The sequence below is a fragment of the Streptococcus suis genome (genome assembly GCF_902702775.1).
Taxonomy (GTDB): domain Bacteria; phylum Bacillota; class Bacilli; order Lactobacillales; family Streptococcaceae; genus Streptococcus; species Streptococcus hashimotonensis.
The window spans coordinates 2,141,700-2,158,996 of the sequence record NZ_LR738724.1 but is presented as its reverse complement, the minus strand read 5'-3'; the positions used below and the strand labels follow the sequence as shown (position 1 = coordinate 2,158,996).

Below are 17,297 nucleotides of genomic sequence, written 5' to 3'. Positions count from 1 at the left end.
AGAGAGAGGGTATTATGAGACAAAAGAGTATAGGGGAAGTACTTAGAACAGCTAGAGAAGGACGGGGTTGGACATTCGTTGATTTGCAACGGATAACAAAAATCCAAGCTAAATATTTGCAGGCACTTGAGTACAATGATTTTGATTTTATTGCAAACTCAGATGATGTTCATTCTATTTTAAGAGCATATGCTGAGGCTTTGGAATTAGATGCAGATGTCCTACTGGATGCTTACGAGACCAATAGTTTAGTGAAATATTATGAAGATGGAGAAGAAGAACTCCGATCTTCAGAATTGAAAAGAAGCTATAAGGTTCGTAAACGTAAAAAGAACTCTTATCTTCCGTTGATTTACTTATTACTTGCGACGGGTTTGATAATTATTTTTGTGACTTATATTGTTCATAGCAGGCTCCAAAATAGAGCATCTATTACGCCTACTACAACGTCATATAGTATAGTTGAGCAATCTGTATCTGAAGCAAGTAGTGGCACAGAGACGAGTTCTACTGAGCAGGCGCAGTCAAATTCAACGAGTTCAAGTAGTTCCGCTACAGAAAATGTGACTATTTCAGGATCAGGTTCTAACATTGTTGCGACCCTTAAAACAGTGACTTATCCAGTAGAAGTAACTGTAACAGCAAAAAATACAACGAGTTGGATCAGCCTTTCTGACACCTTGTTAGAGGGGGGCGTTACACTAACACCTGATAATCCAACAGTAACTACTACTATTGAAGAAGGAGTGACTTCTACTACACTTGTTCTTGGTGTTGTCAAAGGAGTAGAGGTAACTGTAGGTGGTCAAAAGTTAGATATATCAGCTCTGACAGCCGATACAGGGGCGGTCACTTTAAATTTTGAATAAGGGCAATAAAGGTATTAGAATGAAAAAAGAAAATATTCCCAATGCATTGACGATAGGTAGGATTTTGGTAATCCCAATTTTTATCTTGTTACTGACCGTTTGGGATTCAACAATTAGTCATGTGTTGGCAGCACTTATTTTTGCATTAGCTAGTATTACGGATTATCTAGACGGCTACTTGGCTCGTAAATGGCAGGTTGTAACAAACTTTGGAAAATTTGCGGATCCGATGGCAGATAAGATTTTGGTAATGACAGCGTTTATCATGCTTGTAGAGCTTGGCTTTGCTCCAGCTTGGGTAGTTGCAATTATTATTTGTCGTGAATTGGCAGTGACGGGTCTTCGTCTACTCTTGGTGGAAAATGGAGGAACAGTTCTAGCTGCGGCCATGCCAGGAAAAATCAAAACATTTTCACAGATGTTTGCAGTTATTTTCCTGCTCTTACACTGGAACGTCGTGGGGCAAATAACACTCTATATTGCACTTTTCTTCACCCTATATTCAGGCTATGATTATTTCAGGGGTGCCTCTTACTTATTCAAAGATACTTTTAAATGATGACAAATATTATCGAAGTAAAAAATCTTAAATATAAATACAACCAAGAGGATGAGCGCTATACCCTAAATGATGTCTCGTTTCACGTGAAACAGGGAGAGTGGTTGTCTATTATTGGACATAATGGTTCGGGTAAATCAACAACAGTTCGTTTGATTGATGGTTTGTTGGAAGCTGAATCAGGTGATATTTATATTGACGGTGATGCCTTAACCATTGATAATGTATGGGAGAAGCGACGCTTGATTGGTATGGTTTTTCAAAATCCAGATAACCAATTTGTGGGTGCCACAGTTGAAGATGATGTTGCATTTGGTTTAGAGAACCAGGGAATCCCTTTGGAGGAGATGCGTAGTCGAGTTGACGAAGCTTTGGAATTAGTTGGAATGACTGATTTCAAAACACGTGAGCCTGCTCGTTTATCTGGTGGTCAGAAGCAGAGGGTGGCGATTGCTGGAGTGGTTGCCTTGCGTCCAAAAATTATTATTTTGGATGAGGCTACGTCTATGTTGGATCCAGAAGGTCGTCTCGACTTGATTAAGATTGTCCGTGAAATTAAGGATCGTCATGGTATGACGGTTATCTCTATAACACATGATTTGGATGAGGTTGCATTGAGTGACCGAGTTATCGTGATGAAAAATGGACAGGTTGAATCAATTAGCACTCCAAATGAACTATTTATGCGAGAAGATTTGGTAGATTTAGACTTGGATAGACCATTTACGACAGAACTGGCTTCATCTTTGCGCCAGACTGGACTTGATTTACCGCTCCGCTATTTTACAGAGGAAGAATTAGAGGAAACTTTATGGGAATTGATCTCCAAGAAGTAAGCTATACCTATCAAGCTGGCACTCCTTTTGAGGGGCGTGCGCTTTTTGGTGTGGATTTGGAGATTGTTGATGGCTCTTACACGGCCCTTATTGGGCATACGGGTTCGGGCAAATCAACGATTTTACAACTCTTGAATGGATTAAATGTACCAACAGAAGGAAGAGTAGTCATTGATGATGTTGTGATTACAGCGACGTCTGAAAATAAGGATATTAAGCAAGTAAGGAAGAAAGTGGGGCTGGTGTTCCAATTTCCTGAAAGTCAAGTGTTTGATGAAACGGTCTTGAAAGATGTTGCTTTTGGTCCACAAAATTTCGGAGTTTCTCAGGAAGAGGCTGAAACGATTGCGCGTGAAAAGTTGGCCTTGGTTGGAATTGATGAAAGCTTGTTTGAGCGTAGTCCTTTTGAACTATCTGGTGGTCAAATGCGTCGGGTGGCTATTGCTGGGATTCTGGCAATGGAACCAAGTATCTTAGTTTTGGATGAACCAACAGCTGGCTTGGACCCTGCGGGTCGTCAGGAATTGATGGATATTTTCAAAAAGCTTCATGAATCAGGCATGACAATCGTTTTGGTAACTCATTTGATGGACGATGTGGCTAACTATGCTGATTTTGTTTACATTATGGAAAAGGGAAAGCTGGTCCGTTCTGGTAAACCAGTCGATATTTTTCAAGAGGTAGATTTTTTAGAGAGTATTCAGTTGGGAGTACCTAAGATTACTAAATTTGCAGCTAATTTGGAGAGAAGAGGCTTTGTATTTGAACGTCTTCCTATTACAATTGAAGAATTTACGGGGATGGTGACACATGGATAAATTAATTTTAGGTCGCTATATTCCTGGGGATTCAATTATTCATCGCTTGGATCCAAGAAGTAAGCTTTTAGCAATGTTTGGATTTCTATTGATGATTTTTTGGGCCAATAATTTGGTCACCAATGCCTTGTTGATAGCATTTGTTTTAGGAATGGTTGTTTTATCTCGTATTCGCTTATCATTTTTTATTAATGGTTTGAAACCGATGATAGGAATTATTCTATTTACAACTTTCTTTCAGGTTTTCTTTACACCTGGAGCGACACTTTTATGGGAGTTTTGGATTTTTAAATTATCAGTTGAGGGTTTGCAACAGGCGGCGATTATTTTTGTTCGCTTTGTTTTGATTATTTTCTTCTCAACCCTATTGACCTTGACGACGACACCCCTTAGCTTGGCAGATGGTATTGAATCAGGTCTTGCACCTTTGAAGAAATTTAAAGTTCCTGTGCATGAAATTGGTTTGATGTTGTCCATGAGTTTGCGTTTTGTACCGACCTTGATGGATGATACCACTCGGATTATGAATGCTCAGAGAGCTCGTGGGGTGGACTTTAATGAGGGAAATCTTATTCAGAAGGTAAGGTCAGTTATTCCTATTTTGATTCCTTTATTCGCATCAAGTTTTAAGAGGGCAGATGCTCTTGCGACGGCGATGGAGGCGCGTGGGTATCAAGGCGGAGATGGGAGAACCAAGTATCGGATTTTGGAATGGAAGTTAGCAGATACGTTAGCAATTTTAGTTATGTTAGCTTTAGCTGGACTCTTATTTATATTGAAAAAATGAGTAAAAAACGCTAGAAATAGCGTTTTTATTGTCTAATCTCAATTTGTCTGTAATATTTGTAACAATTTCACAAAGTCTAAGTAATAGTTAGAGGGTATGATAGACACATGACAGAAAGGAATGTGACTATTATGAACATTACATTAAAGAAAAACTTAAAAACAACTATTGCTGGTTTGGTAGCGGGAATCTCCCTTTTGACTGCGGGTGTAGTCAGTGCAGAAACCTATACTGTAAAGTCTGGTGATACCCTGTCTGAAATTGCTGAAACATACAATACTACTGTTGAAAAATTAGCAGAGCAGAATAAGATTACCAACTTAGATTTTATCCATGTCGGTCAAGTTATCGAATTGGGTGATGTGACAGTGAAGACAGTAGAGAGTTCAGTTGAACAAGCTCAATCAACAACATCCTCAACTTCTACTGCAACAGCAACAACTAGCACCTATTCTTCAAACTTGAGTGCTGAAGATGCAGCAGCAAAAGAATGGATTGCAATGAAGGAATCAAGCGGTAGCTATGATGCCCGTAACGGTATCTACATTGGTCGTTACCAGTTGACAAATACTTACTTGAACGGTGATTACTCACCAGAAAACCAAGAGCGTGTAGCAGATGCTTATGTTGCTAGTCGCTATGGTTCATGGTCTGCAGCCAAGGCCTTCTGGTTGGCAAATGGTTGGTACTAAGATAAATTAGAAGAGGTCTAGCGCGATGCTAGACTTTTTTCTATTGTTGAAAGTTGTCTAGCTTTACAGATAGGGTTGTTTTGTTTATAATTGTGAAAAAATTGACTAGAAAAGAAGAACTATGAAATTACAAAAACGAATTTTTCGATTAAATATGATCATGCTTATTTTTTCCTTGGTTGCGATGCTGGGGGTAAGTGTCTATGTGGTTAATAGTATTTATCGTAACCAAGAAACATGGCAGTCCACTAGCCAGAAGACAGCAGGTAGTCAACAGAGTTTGGAAAAATTTTCGGGATTAGATTTTGCAGTATTGGCAGATGAGTTAGCATCGAATGATGCACGACTCTATGTAGAAAGTAATGGTGAGGCTGTCTTTTCAAATCTGAAAGATGATGCGGATGAGATATTGGGAGTGACAGTATCATCAACCACTCACACCTCCTATGTAGATGGAGAAATTGTGATTAGCCGTAAACTCGCCATGGATGGGCAAGTTTATTATTTATATGCCTTGTTAGAAGATTTGGAAGACCAGCAAGAAAGCCAAGAATTTCAAGCCTTCCTGATACAGCTTTTGTTAGTTGGTGGAATAGGTATCGTGGTCGTAGTGGTGCTTAACTTCTTCTTTACTCGCCGTCTCCTAGATGTCATCATGCGTCCTTTGGAGGAATTGCACAGCGGTGTAGAACGTATCCAGCAGGGAGATTATACAGTACCTCTGACCTATCAAGGTGATAAGGAATTTGAAGAATTGACCCAAGGATTCAATCAAATGCAGACTTCTTTGTTAGATGCCCGTGAGAAAAATCGACTGTATGAACAAAATCGAACCCAGATGGTTGCAGATATTTCGCATGATTTGCGGACTCCCTTGACTTCTATCAAAGGTTATGCCAAGGGAATTTTGGATGGTATTGCCAATACGGACGAAAAACGTAATCAGTATTTGACTGTTATCTATCAAAAATCTCAGGTGATGGAGAAATTACTGGAAAAATTATTTGCTTTTTCACAATTGCAGACAGATAAAATGCCATTTGATAAAGTCCAGCTTGATTTGGCTATCTTTTTACAGTCCTATGTAAGAGAGAAAACTGAGGAATTAGTAGATGAGGATATTCGGTTTAGTTTGGAAGTATCAGATGGATTGCCAGTTGAGATTGATCCAATTCAATTTCGTAGAATTCTAGATAATTTGGTGGACAATGCACGAAAATATGCCGCTGTAAAGCCCCTGATAATCAGTATTACTGGACAAATGCAGGAGCAAGAAGTTGTTTGGACTTTTACAGATAACGGAAAAGGTGTAGCAAAGGATAGACTTGACTTAATTTTTGAAGAATTTTACAGGGAAGACGATACCAGACAGCAAGTAGAAGGCCATGGTCTGGGGTTAGCGATTGTAAAAAATATTATGGAGAGACTGGATGGTCAGGTATCTGTTGAGGCGACTCCAGGTCTTCGATTTATCTTTAGATTACCTAGAAAGGATACGAAATGACACGGATTTTAATCGCAGAAGATGATGTAGAGATTGCTTATTTGGAGCGAGATTATCTAGAAATGCAGGGCTACCAAGTAGATTTGGTACATGACGGTGGTCTTGTAGAGGACCAACTCAAAAAAGAGGATTATGCTCTTTTAATGCTGGATGTCATGCTCCCAAATAAAACTGGCTACGATCTTTGTCGTGATTTACGGGATAAGGTGGACTTCCCTATTTTGATGGTTACATCCAAGCAAGAAACTATGGACGTGGTGAGAGGGCTAGGCTTGGGAGCGGATGATTACATCAGCAAACCTTTTGATCCCATGGAGTTGGTGGCGCGTGTAAAGGCTCATTTGGCTCGCTACCAGCGTTTTCAAAAGGATAATGATCATAATGAATTAACAGTTGGGAATATGACTATTTTCTTGGATAATTGGAAAGTGACTTTGGATGGTCAGGAAATCAAATTGCCTAATCGTGAATTTGAATTGCTGGTTTATCTAGCAAAACACCCTAACCGAGTATTCTCTAAAGATCACTTGTTTGAAACCATTTGGGGATATGACTATGTTGGAGATAGTGCGACAGTTGCTGTTCATGTCAATCGACTCCGAGATAAATTGGGAGCGGATTTGATTGAGACTGTCTGGGGAGCAGGCTATCGTCTTAATGATTAATTTATAAGTGTTTAGAATTTGTTTAGAAAGTTTCTCTAAAGTGTTAAAACCTATCCGCTATAATAGACTTATCAGCAAGAGCTGAAGAAAACAAGTTAAAAAGAGGACAAAATGGAAAATAACAATCAACAACAAGAAATTATTGAAGTGGTAGAAAGTAAGAAAACAGGTGTCTGGGAATCAGTCAAACAGAAGGTTACAGGCATGAGTAAGAAATCGATTATCTTATTGTCGGTAGGTGCCTTGGCACTTGTGACGGCTGGTTTTGTCGTAGCAGAAGTCTATGAAAATAAACTAGAGGCATTAGGAGATCAAATTGAGCGACAAGTTGGAATTGCAGATGATGATGACAATCAACAGGTAATAGCACAAGCTAATGCATCATCAGCCTCATCAGTAAATACAACTTCTGCTAGTCAACTCGCAACAAGTTACGGTGTAAAGTTAGTTGATACCTCTGAGCTAGATGGTACTTATACAGCAACATCTGGAAATGACTCCTACACGTTGACTGTAAAAGGGAATCAAGCAACCTTGACAGAAGTTGACAAAGATGGAGATCAAGATATTGAACAAGTTATCTTTGATTTAGATAAAAAACTTGCCTACATTGATGGCGAAGCAGATAGTTATACCTTGAATGGTCCAACTCTTACTTTGACAGAAATTGATGCCAATGATACAACCTTAGAGAAACTAACATTCACGAAACAATAAGAAAAGGGACCGTTATGGTCCTTTTTGGTTTACATTATTGTCAATCTTCTCCAAAAATTTCTTGAGCAAGGCGACGACCCGTCGGTGTAGCTGCAAGGCCACCTTCAGCAGTTTCACGGAAGGCAGTTGGTAGAGCTGCTCCAACTTGGTACATGGCATTGATGACTTCGTCAACGGGGATTTTGGATTCGATACCTGCTAGAGCCATATCGGCAGCTACCATGGCGTAGCTTGCTCCCATTGCATTACGTTTGACACAAGGGACTTCTACCAGACCAGCGACGGGATCGCAAATCAGACCCAGCATATTTTTGATGACAAAGCAGATGGCTTGGCTGGCTTGGTAGGGAGTTCCACCTGCTGCAAGAGTTAATGCTGCGGCAGACATAGCAGAGGCAGATCCGACTTCTGCCTGACAGCCTCCTTCTGCACCTGAGATGGAGGCGTTGTTGGCGATAACTAGTCCAAAGGCTCCAGCTGTAAATAGGAAGTCAAGTTGCTGTTCTTCTATCAAATTGAGCTTTTCAATAGCAACTCCTAGAACGGCTGGTAAACAACCAGCTGATCCTGCTGTCGGAGTGGCACAGACTAAGCCCATTTTGGCATTTAATTCATTAACGGCCATGGCATTTCTTGCGGCGGATAGGACAGCGGAATCTGACAGGGTTTTACCAGATTTCATATAGGCATCTAACTTGGCAGCATCACCTCCTGTTAAACCAGATACGGATTTGCTTTCAGTAAGTCCATCTACGATGGAGTCTTTCATAACTGTCAAGTTTCTTGACATAATTGTCAATATTTCTTCGCGACTACGACCGGTCAATTCAATTTCAGTAGCGATCATGAGTTCAGCTACATTACCAGAAAAGTTGTCTGCTTGCTGAACTAATTCTTCGATAGTATAAAACATGTCTTTCTCTTTCTAGTTGAAGAAGGTTACATTGTGCAGGTGTGGAATTTTTTCAATTTCTGCAATAGAATTTTCACATTGGCGAGCATCCACTTCAATAATCATAATGGCTTTTTCGCCAGCTTTTTCACGTGTCACGTTCATTTGGGCGATATTGATGTCATACTTAGAAAGGACATCGGTCACTTTCGCAATCATACCAGGGACATCTTGGTGAACAATAATAATAGTTGGCGTATTCATATTGAGATTGACAGAGAAGCCGTTGAGCTCTGTTACTTGAATGTTTCCCCCACCGATGGAAACGCCTGTGGCTGAGATGGATTTTTTATCGTTTTTTATGATGATTCTGGTGGTATTGGGATGTGGGGTATTGCTGTCCTTGTTGACACGCCAGTAAACCTTAATGCCTCGTTCTCTTGCAATATCAAGAGAGTCAGGAATGCGGGTATCATCCGTATCCATGCCCAGAATACCTGCTACCAAGGCTACATCCGTACCGTGACCACGATAAGTCTTGGCAAAGGAATTGTAGAGTTGAAATTCCACCTCTGTCGGCTCATCGCCGAAGATGGAAGACACAATTTTTCCAATGCGGACCGCACCAGCTGTGTGACTAGAAGATGGGCCAATCATAACAGGTCCAATAATATCAAAGACCGACTGAAATTTTAAGTTTGTCATAGTAATCCTCACGTTTTTCTTGCTACTATTATATCAAATTTTCCAGTTAGAGAATATGCCTAGATGAATGTGTTTTCTTATGTTAAAATTCTATCGCTTACTCTTTTTGTATGGTATAATACAAGTTGTTCAAAATCGTCAATCGTTTTTGGATAATCAAATTTTGGAATACGACCTTCAAATCGTTATTTCTACGAAAAGATGGGAGAAGATTATGTCAATTGACAATTCTAAAACCCGTGTTGTTGTCGGTATGAGTGGCGGTGTGGATTCATCGGTTACGGCTCTCTTGCTCAAGGAGCAGGGCTACGATGTGATCGGCATCTTCATGAAAAACTGGGACGACACGGACGAAAATGGCTTCTGTACAGCAACAGAAGACTACAAGGACGTGGCTGCAGTGGCAGACCAAATCGGCATTCCTTACTACTCTGTCAACTTTGAAAAAGAGTATTGGGACCGCGTATTTGAGTACTTTTTAGCAGAGTATCGGGCTGGCCGCACCCCCAATCCAGATGTCATGTGTAACAAGGAAATCAAGTTCAAGGCCTTCTTGGACTACGCTATGAACTTGGGGGCGGACTATGTGGCGACGGGTCACTACGCTCAGGTGTCACGCGACGAGGACGGCACCGTCCATATGCTACGTGGGGCAGACAATGGCAAGGACCAGACCTATTTCCTTAGCCAACTCTCACAGGAACAACTGCAGAAAACCATGTTTCCGCTCGGCCATTTACAAAAGCCTCAGGTGAGGGAAATAGCAGAGCGAGCAGGCTTGGCGACGGCTAAAAAGAAAGACTCGACAGGCATCTGCTTTATCGGTGAAAAGAACTTCAAAGAATTTTTAGGGCAGTATTTGCCAGCCCAGCCCGGCCGGATGATGACGGTGGACGGTCGTGATATGGGAGAGCATACAGGCCTCATGTACTATACCATTGGCCAGCGGGGGGGGCTTGGTATCGGAGGACAAATCGGTGGGGACAATGAGCCTTGGTTTGTTGTCGGGAAAGACCTATCAAAAAATATCCTCTATGTCGGCCAGGGCTTCTACCATGAGTCCTTGATGTCAACTTCTTTACAGGCTAGTCAAGTACACTTTACACGTAATATGCCTGAAGAATTCACGCTAGAATGCACAGCTAAGTTCCGCTATCGTCAACCAGATAGTAAAGTAACTGTCAAGGTAAAAGGTGACAAGGCAGAAGTTATTTTTGCAGAGCCACAACGAGCAATCACACCAGGCCAAGCCGTTGTTTTCTACGACGGTCAAGAGTGTCTGGGCGGTGGCATGATCGATATGGCCTACAAAAATGGGGTGGCTTGTCAGTATATTTAATCAAAAATAAAAGCTTAGCACCCTCATGCTAAGCTTTTTATCTTATCCCCAGAAAGCATCTTCGGCTTTTTGGTCGGCTGAGAAGAGCCAAACTTCCTTGATTTTGCCATCTTCCATACGGAAAAGATCGATGCCATTCATGTTTAGTTCTTCACCATCTGTTCGAGTACCGAGGAATGTTACGTTAGCGGCAACAAGAGTATCATTATCGGATACCCAGTTTGTCACTACTTTGAAAGTTCCATTTGTTTTTTCGGCGAAAGTTGCTAGATGTGCTCCGAGTACTTCCTTACCAATTTTAGCACCAGATGTTGAATGATTTCCGGGTTGATGCCAGATAATGTCATTAGCCATTTGTTTCAAAAAGAGCTGCAAAATCACCAGCGATGAGAGCATTGTTATAGGCATTAAAAATTTCCAAGTTTGTTGACATTTGATGTCCTCCAATTTTTTTGATATAGTACAATTATAGATGAAGCATTCCATTATGCAAGTAGGTACTTTTTCATTAGTTGGTATCAAAAGTGATACTATTGTGATAAATAAAGGAGAATTTTTTTGAAAAAAGTTAGTGAATATGGTATTTGCCCTTTTGCAACAACACAAAAAGTCTTGACTGGTAAGTGGGGATTGGTGATTATCTACCAACTCAGTACAGGAACGAAACGCTTCAATGAATTACAGCGACTGATTCCAGGTATTACTCAAACCATGTTAACAAGGCACCTTAGACAATTGGAGGAGGATCGCATTATTAGTCGCACGGTCTATGCAGAAGTCCCCCCTCGTGTAGAGTATAGCTTGACTGAGATGGGCGAAAAATTTCGTTCGGTACTGGATGCTGTTGAGGCTTGGGGCTTAGAATATATTGAAACGTTAGCGTAACACTAGATTTGAAATTCTACAAATCTTTTGATAGAATAAGAGTAACAATTATCATGATGGTCAAAGCTCATGGGAATTGTAGGCTTTTTTGTCCTGCAATTTTCGAGAGTTTTGGCTATTTTTTGCGATTGGGGAGAGAAGATGACCTTTTTGATATTACAAAAATTTCAGAATCAGAACTGAGTCAGTTTCCTAATCTAAAAACGATTGATGGAACAGTGTTATTGATGACAGATGATGTAAAACTGTTCTTGAAATCGAAAGGTCTTCGATTTTTGATTAAGGAGTAGCATGTCAATCTAATTGACAGATGTGTATAAAGGAGGGAGGAGAAGATGCGTGTTGTAGTTATTCAAGCTAGTACAAGAACTGAAATCAACCAGCTCTTATTTGATACAGTTTGTGAAGCTGCGGGAGAACAACATGAAGTTGGCAATCTAGGCGTATTTCCAGAAGAAATAGAAAACTACTCCTATGTGGAAGTAGCTGTTATGATTAGTCTATTGATTGAAACAAATGCAGCTGATTTTATTGTAACGGGATGTTCTTCTGGTCAAGGAATGATGATGGCTTGTAACAGCTTGCCAGGTTTACGTTGTGGATTTGTTCAAACACCTCAGGATGTCTATCTATTTGGTCGGATTAACAACGGTAATGTAGTTTCTTTACCACTAGGCTTAAATTTTGGTTGGTCTGGCGAGTTGAATTTACGTTATACTTTGGAAAAATTATTTGATGGAGAATTTAATACAGGCTATCCAGTTCAAGATGCTGAACGTAAAAAGAAGGAAGCAACTGAATTAGTGCATCTTCATCAGTTGACAACACGCTCTTTTTTGGAAATTTTACCAAATTTTGATGAGCATCTATTGACTAAAATTTTAAGAAGAAAAACATTTGTCGATTATATTTATCAAAACGGGACGAACAAACTCCTTTTAGAAAAGTTAACTGCTTATAAGGTTTGAACTTTAGAAGCAGATTTGATACAATATTTCTAACAAGAACTATGATGGTCAAAGCTCATGGGAATTGTAGGCTTTTTTGTCCTGCAGTTTTCGAGAGTTTTGGCTATTTTTTGCTATTGAGGAGAGAAGATGGACTTTCGGACAGTGGTAGGTAATCAGTCCTTTGGTGTTCGTGCGACAGGATTGTTAGTAAAAGATGAGAAACTATTTCTTGTAAGGGCACCGGAGGGGAACTACTATACCTTGGGTGGTGCTATTCAGCTTGGCGAAACAACTAAAGAGGCTGTACAACGGGAAATGCGAGAAGAACTTGGAATTGATGTGGAGGTTGGACCACTGGCTTTTATCGTTGAAAATCAGTTTAGTTTGCAGGAGAAATCCTATCATCGGATTGAATTTCTTTATCTTGTTACCCCACTGTCTGAGCCAGTTACCTATCTGGAAGAAGGTAATTCTATTCGCCAGTGTGAGTGGATTGCTTTTACAGACTTGAAAAATCTTGACCTTAACCCTGCCTTTCTCAAGACGGAACTAGTTGGTTGGAAGGGACAGTTGCAGCATTTTATTAATTGGGAAAGCTAGCCTATCTAAATGAAATTTTAGAAAAGAGAAGGAAGAATGGATTTTAGGACCAGAATTGACAATCAGATTTTTGGTGTTCGGGCGACTGCATTGATTATAAAAAATGGGAAAATATTCCTCACGAAGGACTCTAAGGGGCGTTATTATACCATTGGCGGTGCGATTGCAGTCAACGAAACTGCACAAGATGCGGTTGTTCGGGAAGTCAAAGAAGAATTAGGGGTTGACAGCTGTGTCAATCAACTAGCTTTTGTAGTTGAAAATCAGTTTACACACGAAGACATAGATTTTCATAATATCGAATTTCATTTTATTGTTGAGCCTATTGGAGAAATGCCTAAGGAGATGATTGAAGGTAAGTTGAAACAAGCTTGTGAATGGATTGAAGTTGACAAGCTTGTCAACCTAGATGTCGTGCCAGCCTTTCTGGCTCAAGAATTGCCAAACTGGAATGGGCAAGTCAAACACATCATGAATATGAAGGAGAAAACAATATGACACATACATTTGCAGAAAACTACGATGTCATCGTGATCGGTGCGGGGCATGCGGGTGTAGAAGCAGGATTGGCAGCCAGCCGGATGGGCTGTAAGACCTTGCTTGCGACGATTAACTTGGACATGGTGGCCTTTATGCCATGTAATCCCTCCATTGGTGGTTCTGCCAAGGGGATTGTGGTAAGGGAAATCGATGCCCTAGGTGGCGAAATGGGCCGCAACATTGACAAGACCTATATCCAGATGAAGATGCTCAATATGGGTAAGGGGCCAGCTGTTCGTGCCTTGCGGGCTCAGGCGGATAAGGCAGAGTACGCAGCGGAGATGAAGCGGACGGTGGAGCGTCAGGAAAATCTGACCCTGCGCCAAACCATGATTGATGAGATTTTGGTGGAGGATGGTAAGGTTATCGGTGTCCGCACGGCTACCAACCAGAAATTTTCTGCCAAGGCGGTTGTGGTGACGACGGGTACAGCCCTGCGTGGCGAGATTATCATCGGTGACCTCAAGTATTCGTCAGGCCCTAACAATAGCCTAGCTTCTATCACGCTGGCGGATAATCTGAAAGAATTGGGGCTTGAAATCGGTCGATTCAAGACAGGGACACCACCGCGTGTCAATGCCCGCACCATTAATTACGACGAAACCGAGATTCAGCCAGGCGATGAAAAGCCAAATCACTTTTCATTCTTGTCCAAGGACGAGGATTATTTGCAGGACCAGATCCCTTGCTGGTTGACCTATACCAATGCGACTAGCCATGAGATTATCAACAGCAATCTCCACCGGGCACCTATGTTTTCAGGGATTGTCAAGGGGATTGGGCCCCGTTATTGTCCGTCAATCGAGGACAAGATTGTGCGTTTTGCCGACAAGGAACGCCACCAGCTTTTCCTAGAGCCAGAAGGTCGTAATACCGATGAAATCTATGTCCAAGGGCTGTCAACCAGTCTGCCAGAAGATGTGCAGCAGGACTTGATCCACTCCATTAAAGGCTTGGAAAATGCTCAGATGATGCGGACGGGCTATGCCATTGAGTACGATATGGTTATGCCTCATCAGTTGCGGGCGACGCTGGAAACCAAGAAGATTTCTGGGCTCTTTACAGCAGGTCAGACCAACGGAACATCAGGTTATGAAGAAGCAGCAGGTCAGGGAATTGTCGCTGGTATCAATGCAGCCCTTAAGGTACAGGGTAAGCCTGAGTTGATTTTGAAACGAAGCGACGGCTACATCGGTGTTATGATTGATGACCTGGTGACCAAGGGAACGGTGGAGCCGTATCGCCTCTTGACCAGTCGGGCAGAGTACCGCTTGATTTTGCGTCATGACAATGCTGATATGCGTCTGACGGAGATTGGTCGTCATGTCGGCCTGGTAGATGATGAACGCTGGCAGTTTTTCCAGATTCACAAAAATCAATTTGACAATGAAATGAAACGCTTGGAATCTATCAAACTCAAGCCAATCAAGGAAACTAACGAAAAAGTTGTTGCTATGGGCTTCAAGCCCTTGACAGACGCTTTGACCGCCAAGGAATTCATGCGTCGTCCAGATGTGACTTATGCAGATGCGGTAGCCTTTATCGGTCCTGCGGCAGAGGACTTGGATGCCAAGACCATTGAGTTGATTGAAACAGAGGTCAAGTACGAGGGCTACATTGCCAAGGCCTTGGATCAGGTGGAGAAGATGAAACGCATGGAAGAAAAACGCATTCCAGCAGATATTGACTGGGATGATATTGATTCCATAGCGACGGAAGCTCGTCAGAAATTCAAGCTGATTTCACCAGAAACCATTGGCCAGGCTAGTCGGATTTCCGGTGTCAATCCAGCGGATATATCCATTCTCATGGTTTACTTGGAAGGACGCAGTCGTTCCATTTCTAAAAACAAATCAAAGGACAGTCACTAAGGCTGTTCTTTTCGCTGTATGTCAGCTATATGTCAACTACTTTAAAATCATGTGAAAAGTAGCTTTTTTACTGAATTTATGGTAGAATGGCAGGCAGAGGTTAGTGATGAAAAGATTTCGATTTTCGACAATTCACTTTGTCATGATAGGTGTCATTTTATTTGGGTTGGTGGCTCTTGTCCACCGACTTTTTCCAATTGGTGCCAGTACAGTTTTTGCGCTACTCATCAGCCTGTTGGTGTTGATTGCGCTGTTTATTTATCAAAAACATTCTTATGAATTTAGTGAGCTAGAACAGATTGAATATCTCAATAATCAGGCCAATTCTGGTTTGATGATGCTCTTGGATAAAATGCCAGTGGGAGTTATCAAAGTTCGACCAGATAGTAATCAGGTAGAATGGTTTAATCCCTTTGCTGAGCTGATTTTTGCTCAAGAAAATGGTGAGTTTGATCAAAAAAAACTACGTGAAATTATTGACGTTGGTCTGGATGAGGAGCGAATTTATGCGAACTTTTCAGGCAAGAGATACGCTGTTAACGTTGATTTTGATCAAGGGTTATTTTACTTTTTTGATGCGTCAACAGAGTATTCAGCGACAAATAGTTTGATCGGAAGCCGTCCTGTTATAGGGATTATTTCAGTTGATAACTATGATGAGCTTGAGGATGCTGTAACAGATTCTCAAATCAGCCAAGTCAATTCCTTCTTGGCTCAATTTGTTTCGGAATTTTGCCATGATTACGGTATCTACTACCGACGCGGTACAATGGATCGATTCTATTTCTTTACAGATTATGCTGTGTTGGAAAAATTGATAGAGAATAAGTTTTCAGTTATTGATAAGTTCCGCGAGGAGGCTAAAAAGTTAGATTTAGGTTTGACTTTGAGTATGGGATTGGCGTATGGTAATGAAAATCATCACCAAATCGGACAGGTTGCGCTCCAAAATCTCAATATGGCTGAGGTTCGTGGTGGAGACCAGGTTGTGGTCAAGGAAAATGATGAGAGTAAACAGCCACTTTTCTTTGGCGGTGGCTCGGCTTCTTCCGTTAAACGAACACGTACGCGGACTCGTGCTATGATGACTGCTGTATCAGATAAACTCAAATCGGTTGATGCTGTTTTTGTGGTGGGACATCGTAATTTAGATATGGACGCGCTTGGATCCGCGGTCGGTATGCAGTACTTTGCTCAAAATATTATGAACAATGCCTATACGGTGTATAATCCAGATGAAATGGCACCAGATATTGCACGTGCTATCAAGAAGTTGAGTGATGAAAATTGTTCTAATTTGCTAACGGTTGAGGAAGCCATGAAGATGGTCACTTTCCAGTCGTTGTTAATCATGGTAGATCATTCAAAGATTGGCTTGACTTTGGATAAGGATTTCTATGAACAATTTACCCAAGTTGTGGTGGTTGATCATCATCGTCGTGATACAGATTTCCCAAATAACGCAGTTTTGACTTATATAGAGAGTGGTGCTAGTTCTGCGAGTGAGTTAGTAACGGAATTAATTCAGTTCCAGAATGATAAACACCATAAGCTTAATCGCATTCAATCTAGTTTATTGATGGCTGGGATTATGCTTGATACAAAAAATTTCACATCTCGTGTGACCAGTCGTACTTTTGATGTGGCTAGTTACTTGCGGACTCGTGGTAGCGATAGCTTGGAAATTCAGCAGATTGCTGCGACAGATTTTGAGGAATATCGTCAAATCAATGAACTGATTTTAAGTGGGCAGAGAATTGAGTCCAATGTTGTTATTGCGTGTGCAGATGATACTAAAGAATACGATAATATTATTCCGAGCAAGGCTGCCAATACAATATTGGACATGGCAGGAATTGAGGCGGTATTTGTTATAACAAGAAATACCAAAGGGTATGTATCTATTTCTGCAAGGAGTCATAGTAAGATCAATGTTCAACGCATTATGGAAGAAATGGGTGGAGGTGGCCACTTTAACCTAGCTGCCGCTCAGGTATATGACCAGACAATCGCAGAAGTATGTGAAAAGTTGACGGATAAAATCCGCGAAGAAATAAATGGAAATTAG

The 17,297-nt window shown here is 41.2% G+C and carries 19 protein-coding genes and 1 pseudogene; 17 read left to right on the top strand and 3 right to left on the bottom strand.

The window, feature by feature from the left end; translation table 11 throughout:
- The first annotated feature begins 14 nt into the window (after positions 1–14).
- From rodZ to GPW69_RS10390, 9 genes are all read left to right on the top strand, one after another.
- Positions 15–869: a cytoskeleton protein RodZ gene (rodZ, locus tag GPW69_RS10430; protein ID WP_074391289.1), complete on the top strand. Its 855-nt coding sequence runs from the start codon at positions 15–17 to the stop codon at positions 867–869.
- Between the two features lie 19 nt (positions 870–888).
- Positions 889–1,428: a CDP-diacylglycerol--glycerol-3-phosphate 3-phosphatidyltransferase gene (pgsA, locus tag GPW69_RS10425; RefSeq protein ID WP_014638849.1), complete on the top strand. Its 540-nt coding sequence runs from the start codon at positions 889–891 to the stop codon at positions 1,426–1,428.
- Entirely contained in the window at positions 1,428–2,264 is an 837-nt protein-coding gene (locus GPW69_RS10420) for an energy-coupling factor ABC transporter ATP-binding protein (RefSeq protein ID WP_074391320.1), read from the top strand. Before pgsA ends, GPW69_RS10420 begins: the two co-directional genes overlap by 1 nt.
- Positions 2,240–3,082 carry an energy-coupling factor ABC transporter ATP-binding protein gene (locus tag GPW69_RS10415; protein ID WP_002938195.1) on the top strand — a complete coding sequence of 281 codons (843 nt, stop codon included), beginning with the start codon at positions 2,240–2,242 and terminating at the stop codon, positions 3,080–3,082. The genes GPW69_RS10420 and GPW69_RS10415 overlap by 25 nt, the downstream gene beginning before the upstream one ends.
- Positions 3,075–3,869, top strand: coding sequence for an energy-coupling factor transporter transmembrane component T family protein (locus GPW69_RS10410; RefSeq protein WP_044667418.1), 795 nt, complete (start codon positions 3,075–3,077; stop codon positions 3,867–3,869). Before GPW69_RS10415 ends, GPW69_RS10410 begins: the two co-directional genes overlap by 8 nt.
- A gap of 131 nt (positions 3,870–4,000) precedes the next feature.
- Complete coding sequence (gene apf, locus GPW69_RS10405; protein WP_044683079.1) at positions 4,001–4,561, top strand: aggregation-promoting factor; 561 nt, start codon at positions 4,001–4,003, stop codon at positions 4,559–4,561.
- Positions 4,562–4,682: 121 nt separating this feature from the next.
- A complete protein-coding gene (locus tag GPW69_RS10400) occupies positions 4,683–6,065 on the top strand; it encodes a HAMP domain-containing sensor histidine kinase (RefSeq protein ID WP_044683078.1) in 1,383 nt (460 codons plus the stop codon).
- Positions 6,062–6,730, top strand: coding sequence for a response regulator transcription factor (locus tag GPW69_RS10395; RefSeq protein WP_014638843.1), 669 nt, complete (start codon positions 6,062–6,064; stop codon positions 6,728–6,730). The genes GPW69_RS10400 and GPW69_RS10395 overlap by 4 nt, the downstream gene beginning before the upstream one ends.
- A gap of 111 nt (positions 6,731–6,841) precedes the next feature.
- On the top strand, positions 6,842–7,447 hold the full coding sequence (locus tag GPW69_RS10390; RefSeq protein WP_044683077.1) for a DUF3642 domain-containing protein: 606 nt from the start codon (positions 6,842–6,844) through the stop codon (positions 7,445–7,447).
- A gap of 40 nt (positions 7,448–7,487) precedes the next feature.
- Here the strand turns inward: GPW69_RS10390 and sdaAA are convergent, their stop codons facing one another.
- A complete protein-coding gene (gene sdaAA / locus GPW69_RS10385) occupies positions 7,488–8,360 on the bottom strand; it encodes an L-serine ammonia-lyase, iron-sulfur-dependent, subunit alpha (protein ID WP_074391288.1) in 873 nt (290 codons plus the stop codon).
- Between the two features lie 12 nt (positions 8,361–8,372).
- Positions 8,373–9,044, bottom strand: a complete 672-nt coding sequence (sdaAB, locus tag GPW69_RS10380; protein ID WP_074391287.1) for an L-serine ammonia-lyase, iron-sulfur-dependent subunit beta — start codon at positions 9,042–9,044, stop codon at positions 8,373–8,375.
- A 214-nt stretch (positions 9,045–9,258) separates the two neighbouring features.
- Between sdaAB and mnmA the strand changes: the two genes are divergently transcribed.
- A complete protein-coding gene (gene mnmA / locus GPW69_RS10375; protein ID WP_074391286.1) occupies positions 9,259–10,383 on the top strand; it encodes a tRNA 2-thiouridine(34) synthase MnmA in 1,125 nt (374 codons plus the stop codon).
- 42 nt (positions 10,384–10,425) lie between these two features.
- On the opposite strand, the pseudogene GPW69_RS10370 reads toward mnmA, so the two are convergent.
- Positions 10,426–10,816, bottom strand: a pseudogene (locus GPW69_RS10370) (nuclear transport factor 2 family protein).
- Positions 10,817–10,941: 125 nt separating this feature from the next.
- Between GPW69_RS10370 and GPW69_RS10365 the strand changes: the two are divergent.
- The 7 genes from GPW69_RS10365 to GPW69_RS10335 all read left to right on the top strand — a co-directional run bounded on the left by GPW69_RS10365 (position 10,942) and on the right by GPW69_RS10335 (position 17,297).
- Positions 10,942–11,268 (top strand): winged helix-turn-helix transcriptional regulator, encoded by a 327-nt coding sequence (locus GPW69_RS10365; RefSeq protein ID WP_014638837.1) that lies wholly within the window; start codon positions 10,942–10,944, stop codon positions 11,266–11,268.
- 53 nt (positions 11,269–11,321) lie between these two features.
- Complete coding sequence (locus GPW69_RS10360; protein ID WP_018375149.1) at positions 11,322–11,558, top strand: hypothetical protein; 237 nt, start codon at positions 11,322–11,324, stop codon at positions 11,556–11,558.
- A gap of 45 nt (positions 11,559–11,603) precedes the next feature.
- A complete protein-coding gene (locus tag GPW69_RS10355) occupies positions 11,604–12,236 on the top strand; it encodes an RpiB/LacA/LacB family sugar-phosphate isomerase (RefSeq protein WP_074391285.1) in 633 nt (210 codons plus the stop codon).
- Positions 12,237–12,365: 129 nt separating this feature from the next.
- Complete coding sequence (locus GPW69_RS10350) at positions 12,366–12,818, top strand: NUDIX hydrolase (RefSeq protein ID WP_074391284.1); 453 nt, start codon at positions 12,366–12,368, stop codon at positions 12,816–12,818.
- 36 nt (positions 12,819–12,854) lie between these two features.
- On the top strand, positions 12,855–13,316 hold the full coding sequence (locus GPW69_RS10345; RefSeq protein ID WP_074391283.1) for an NUDIX hydrolase: 462 nt from the start codon (positions 12,855–12,857) through the stop codon (positions 13,314–13,316).
- Positions 13,313–15,229, top strand: a complete 1,917-nt coding sequence (gene mnmG / locus GPW69_RS10340) for a tRNA uridine-5-carboxymethylaminomethyl(34) synthesis enzyme MnmG (protein WP_074391282.1) — start codon at positions 13,313–13,315, stop codon at positions 15,227–15,229. The genes GPW69_RS10345 and mnmG overlap by 4 nt, the downstream gene beginning before the upstream one ends.
- Positions 15,230–15,335: 106 nt before the next feature.
- Positions 15,336–17,297: a DHH family phosphoesterase gene (locus tag GPW69_RS10335; RefSeq protein WP_024407743.1), complete on the top strand. Its 1,962-nt coding sequence runs from the start codon at positions 15,336–15,338 to the stop codon at positions 17,295–17,297.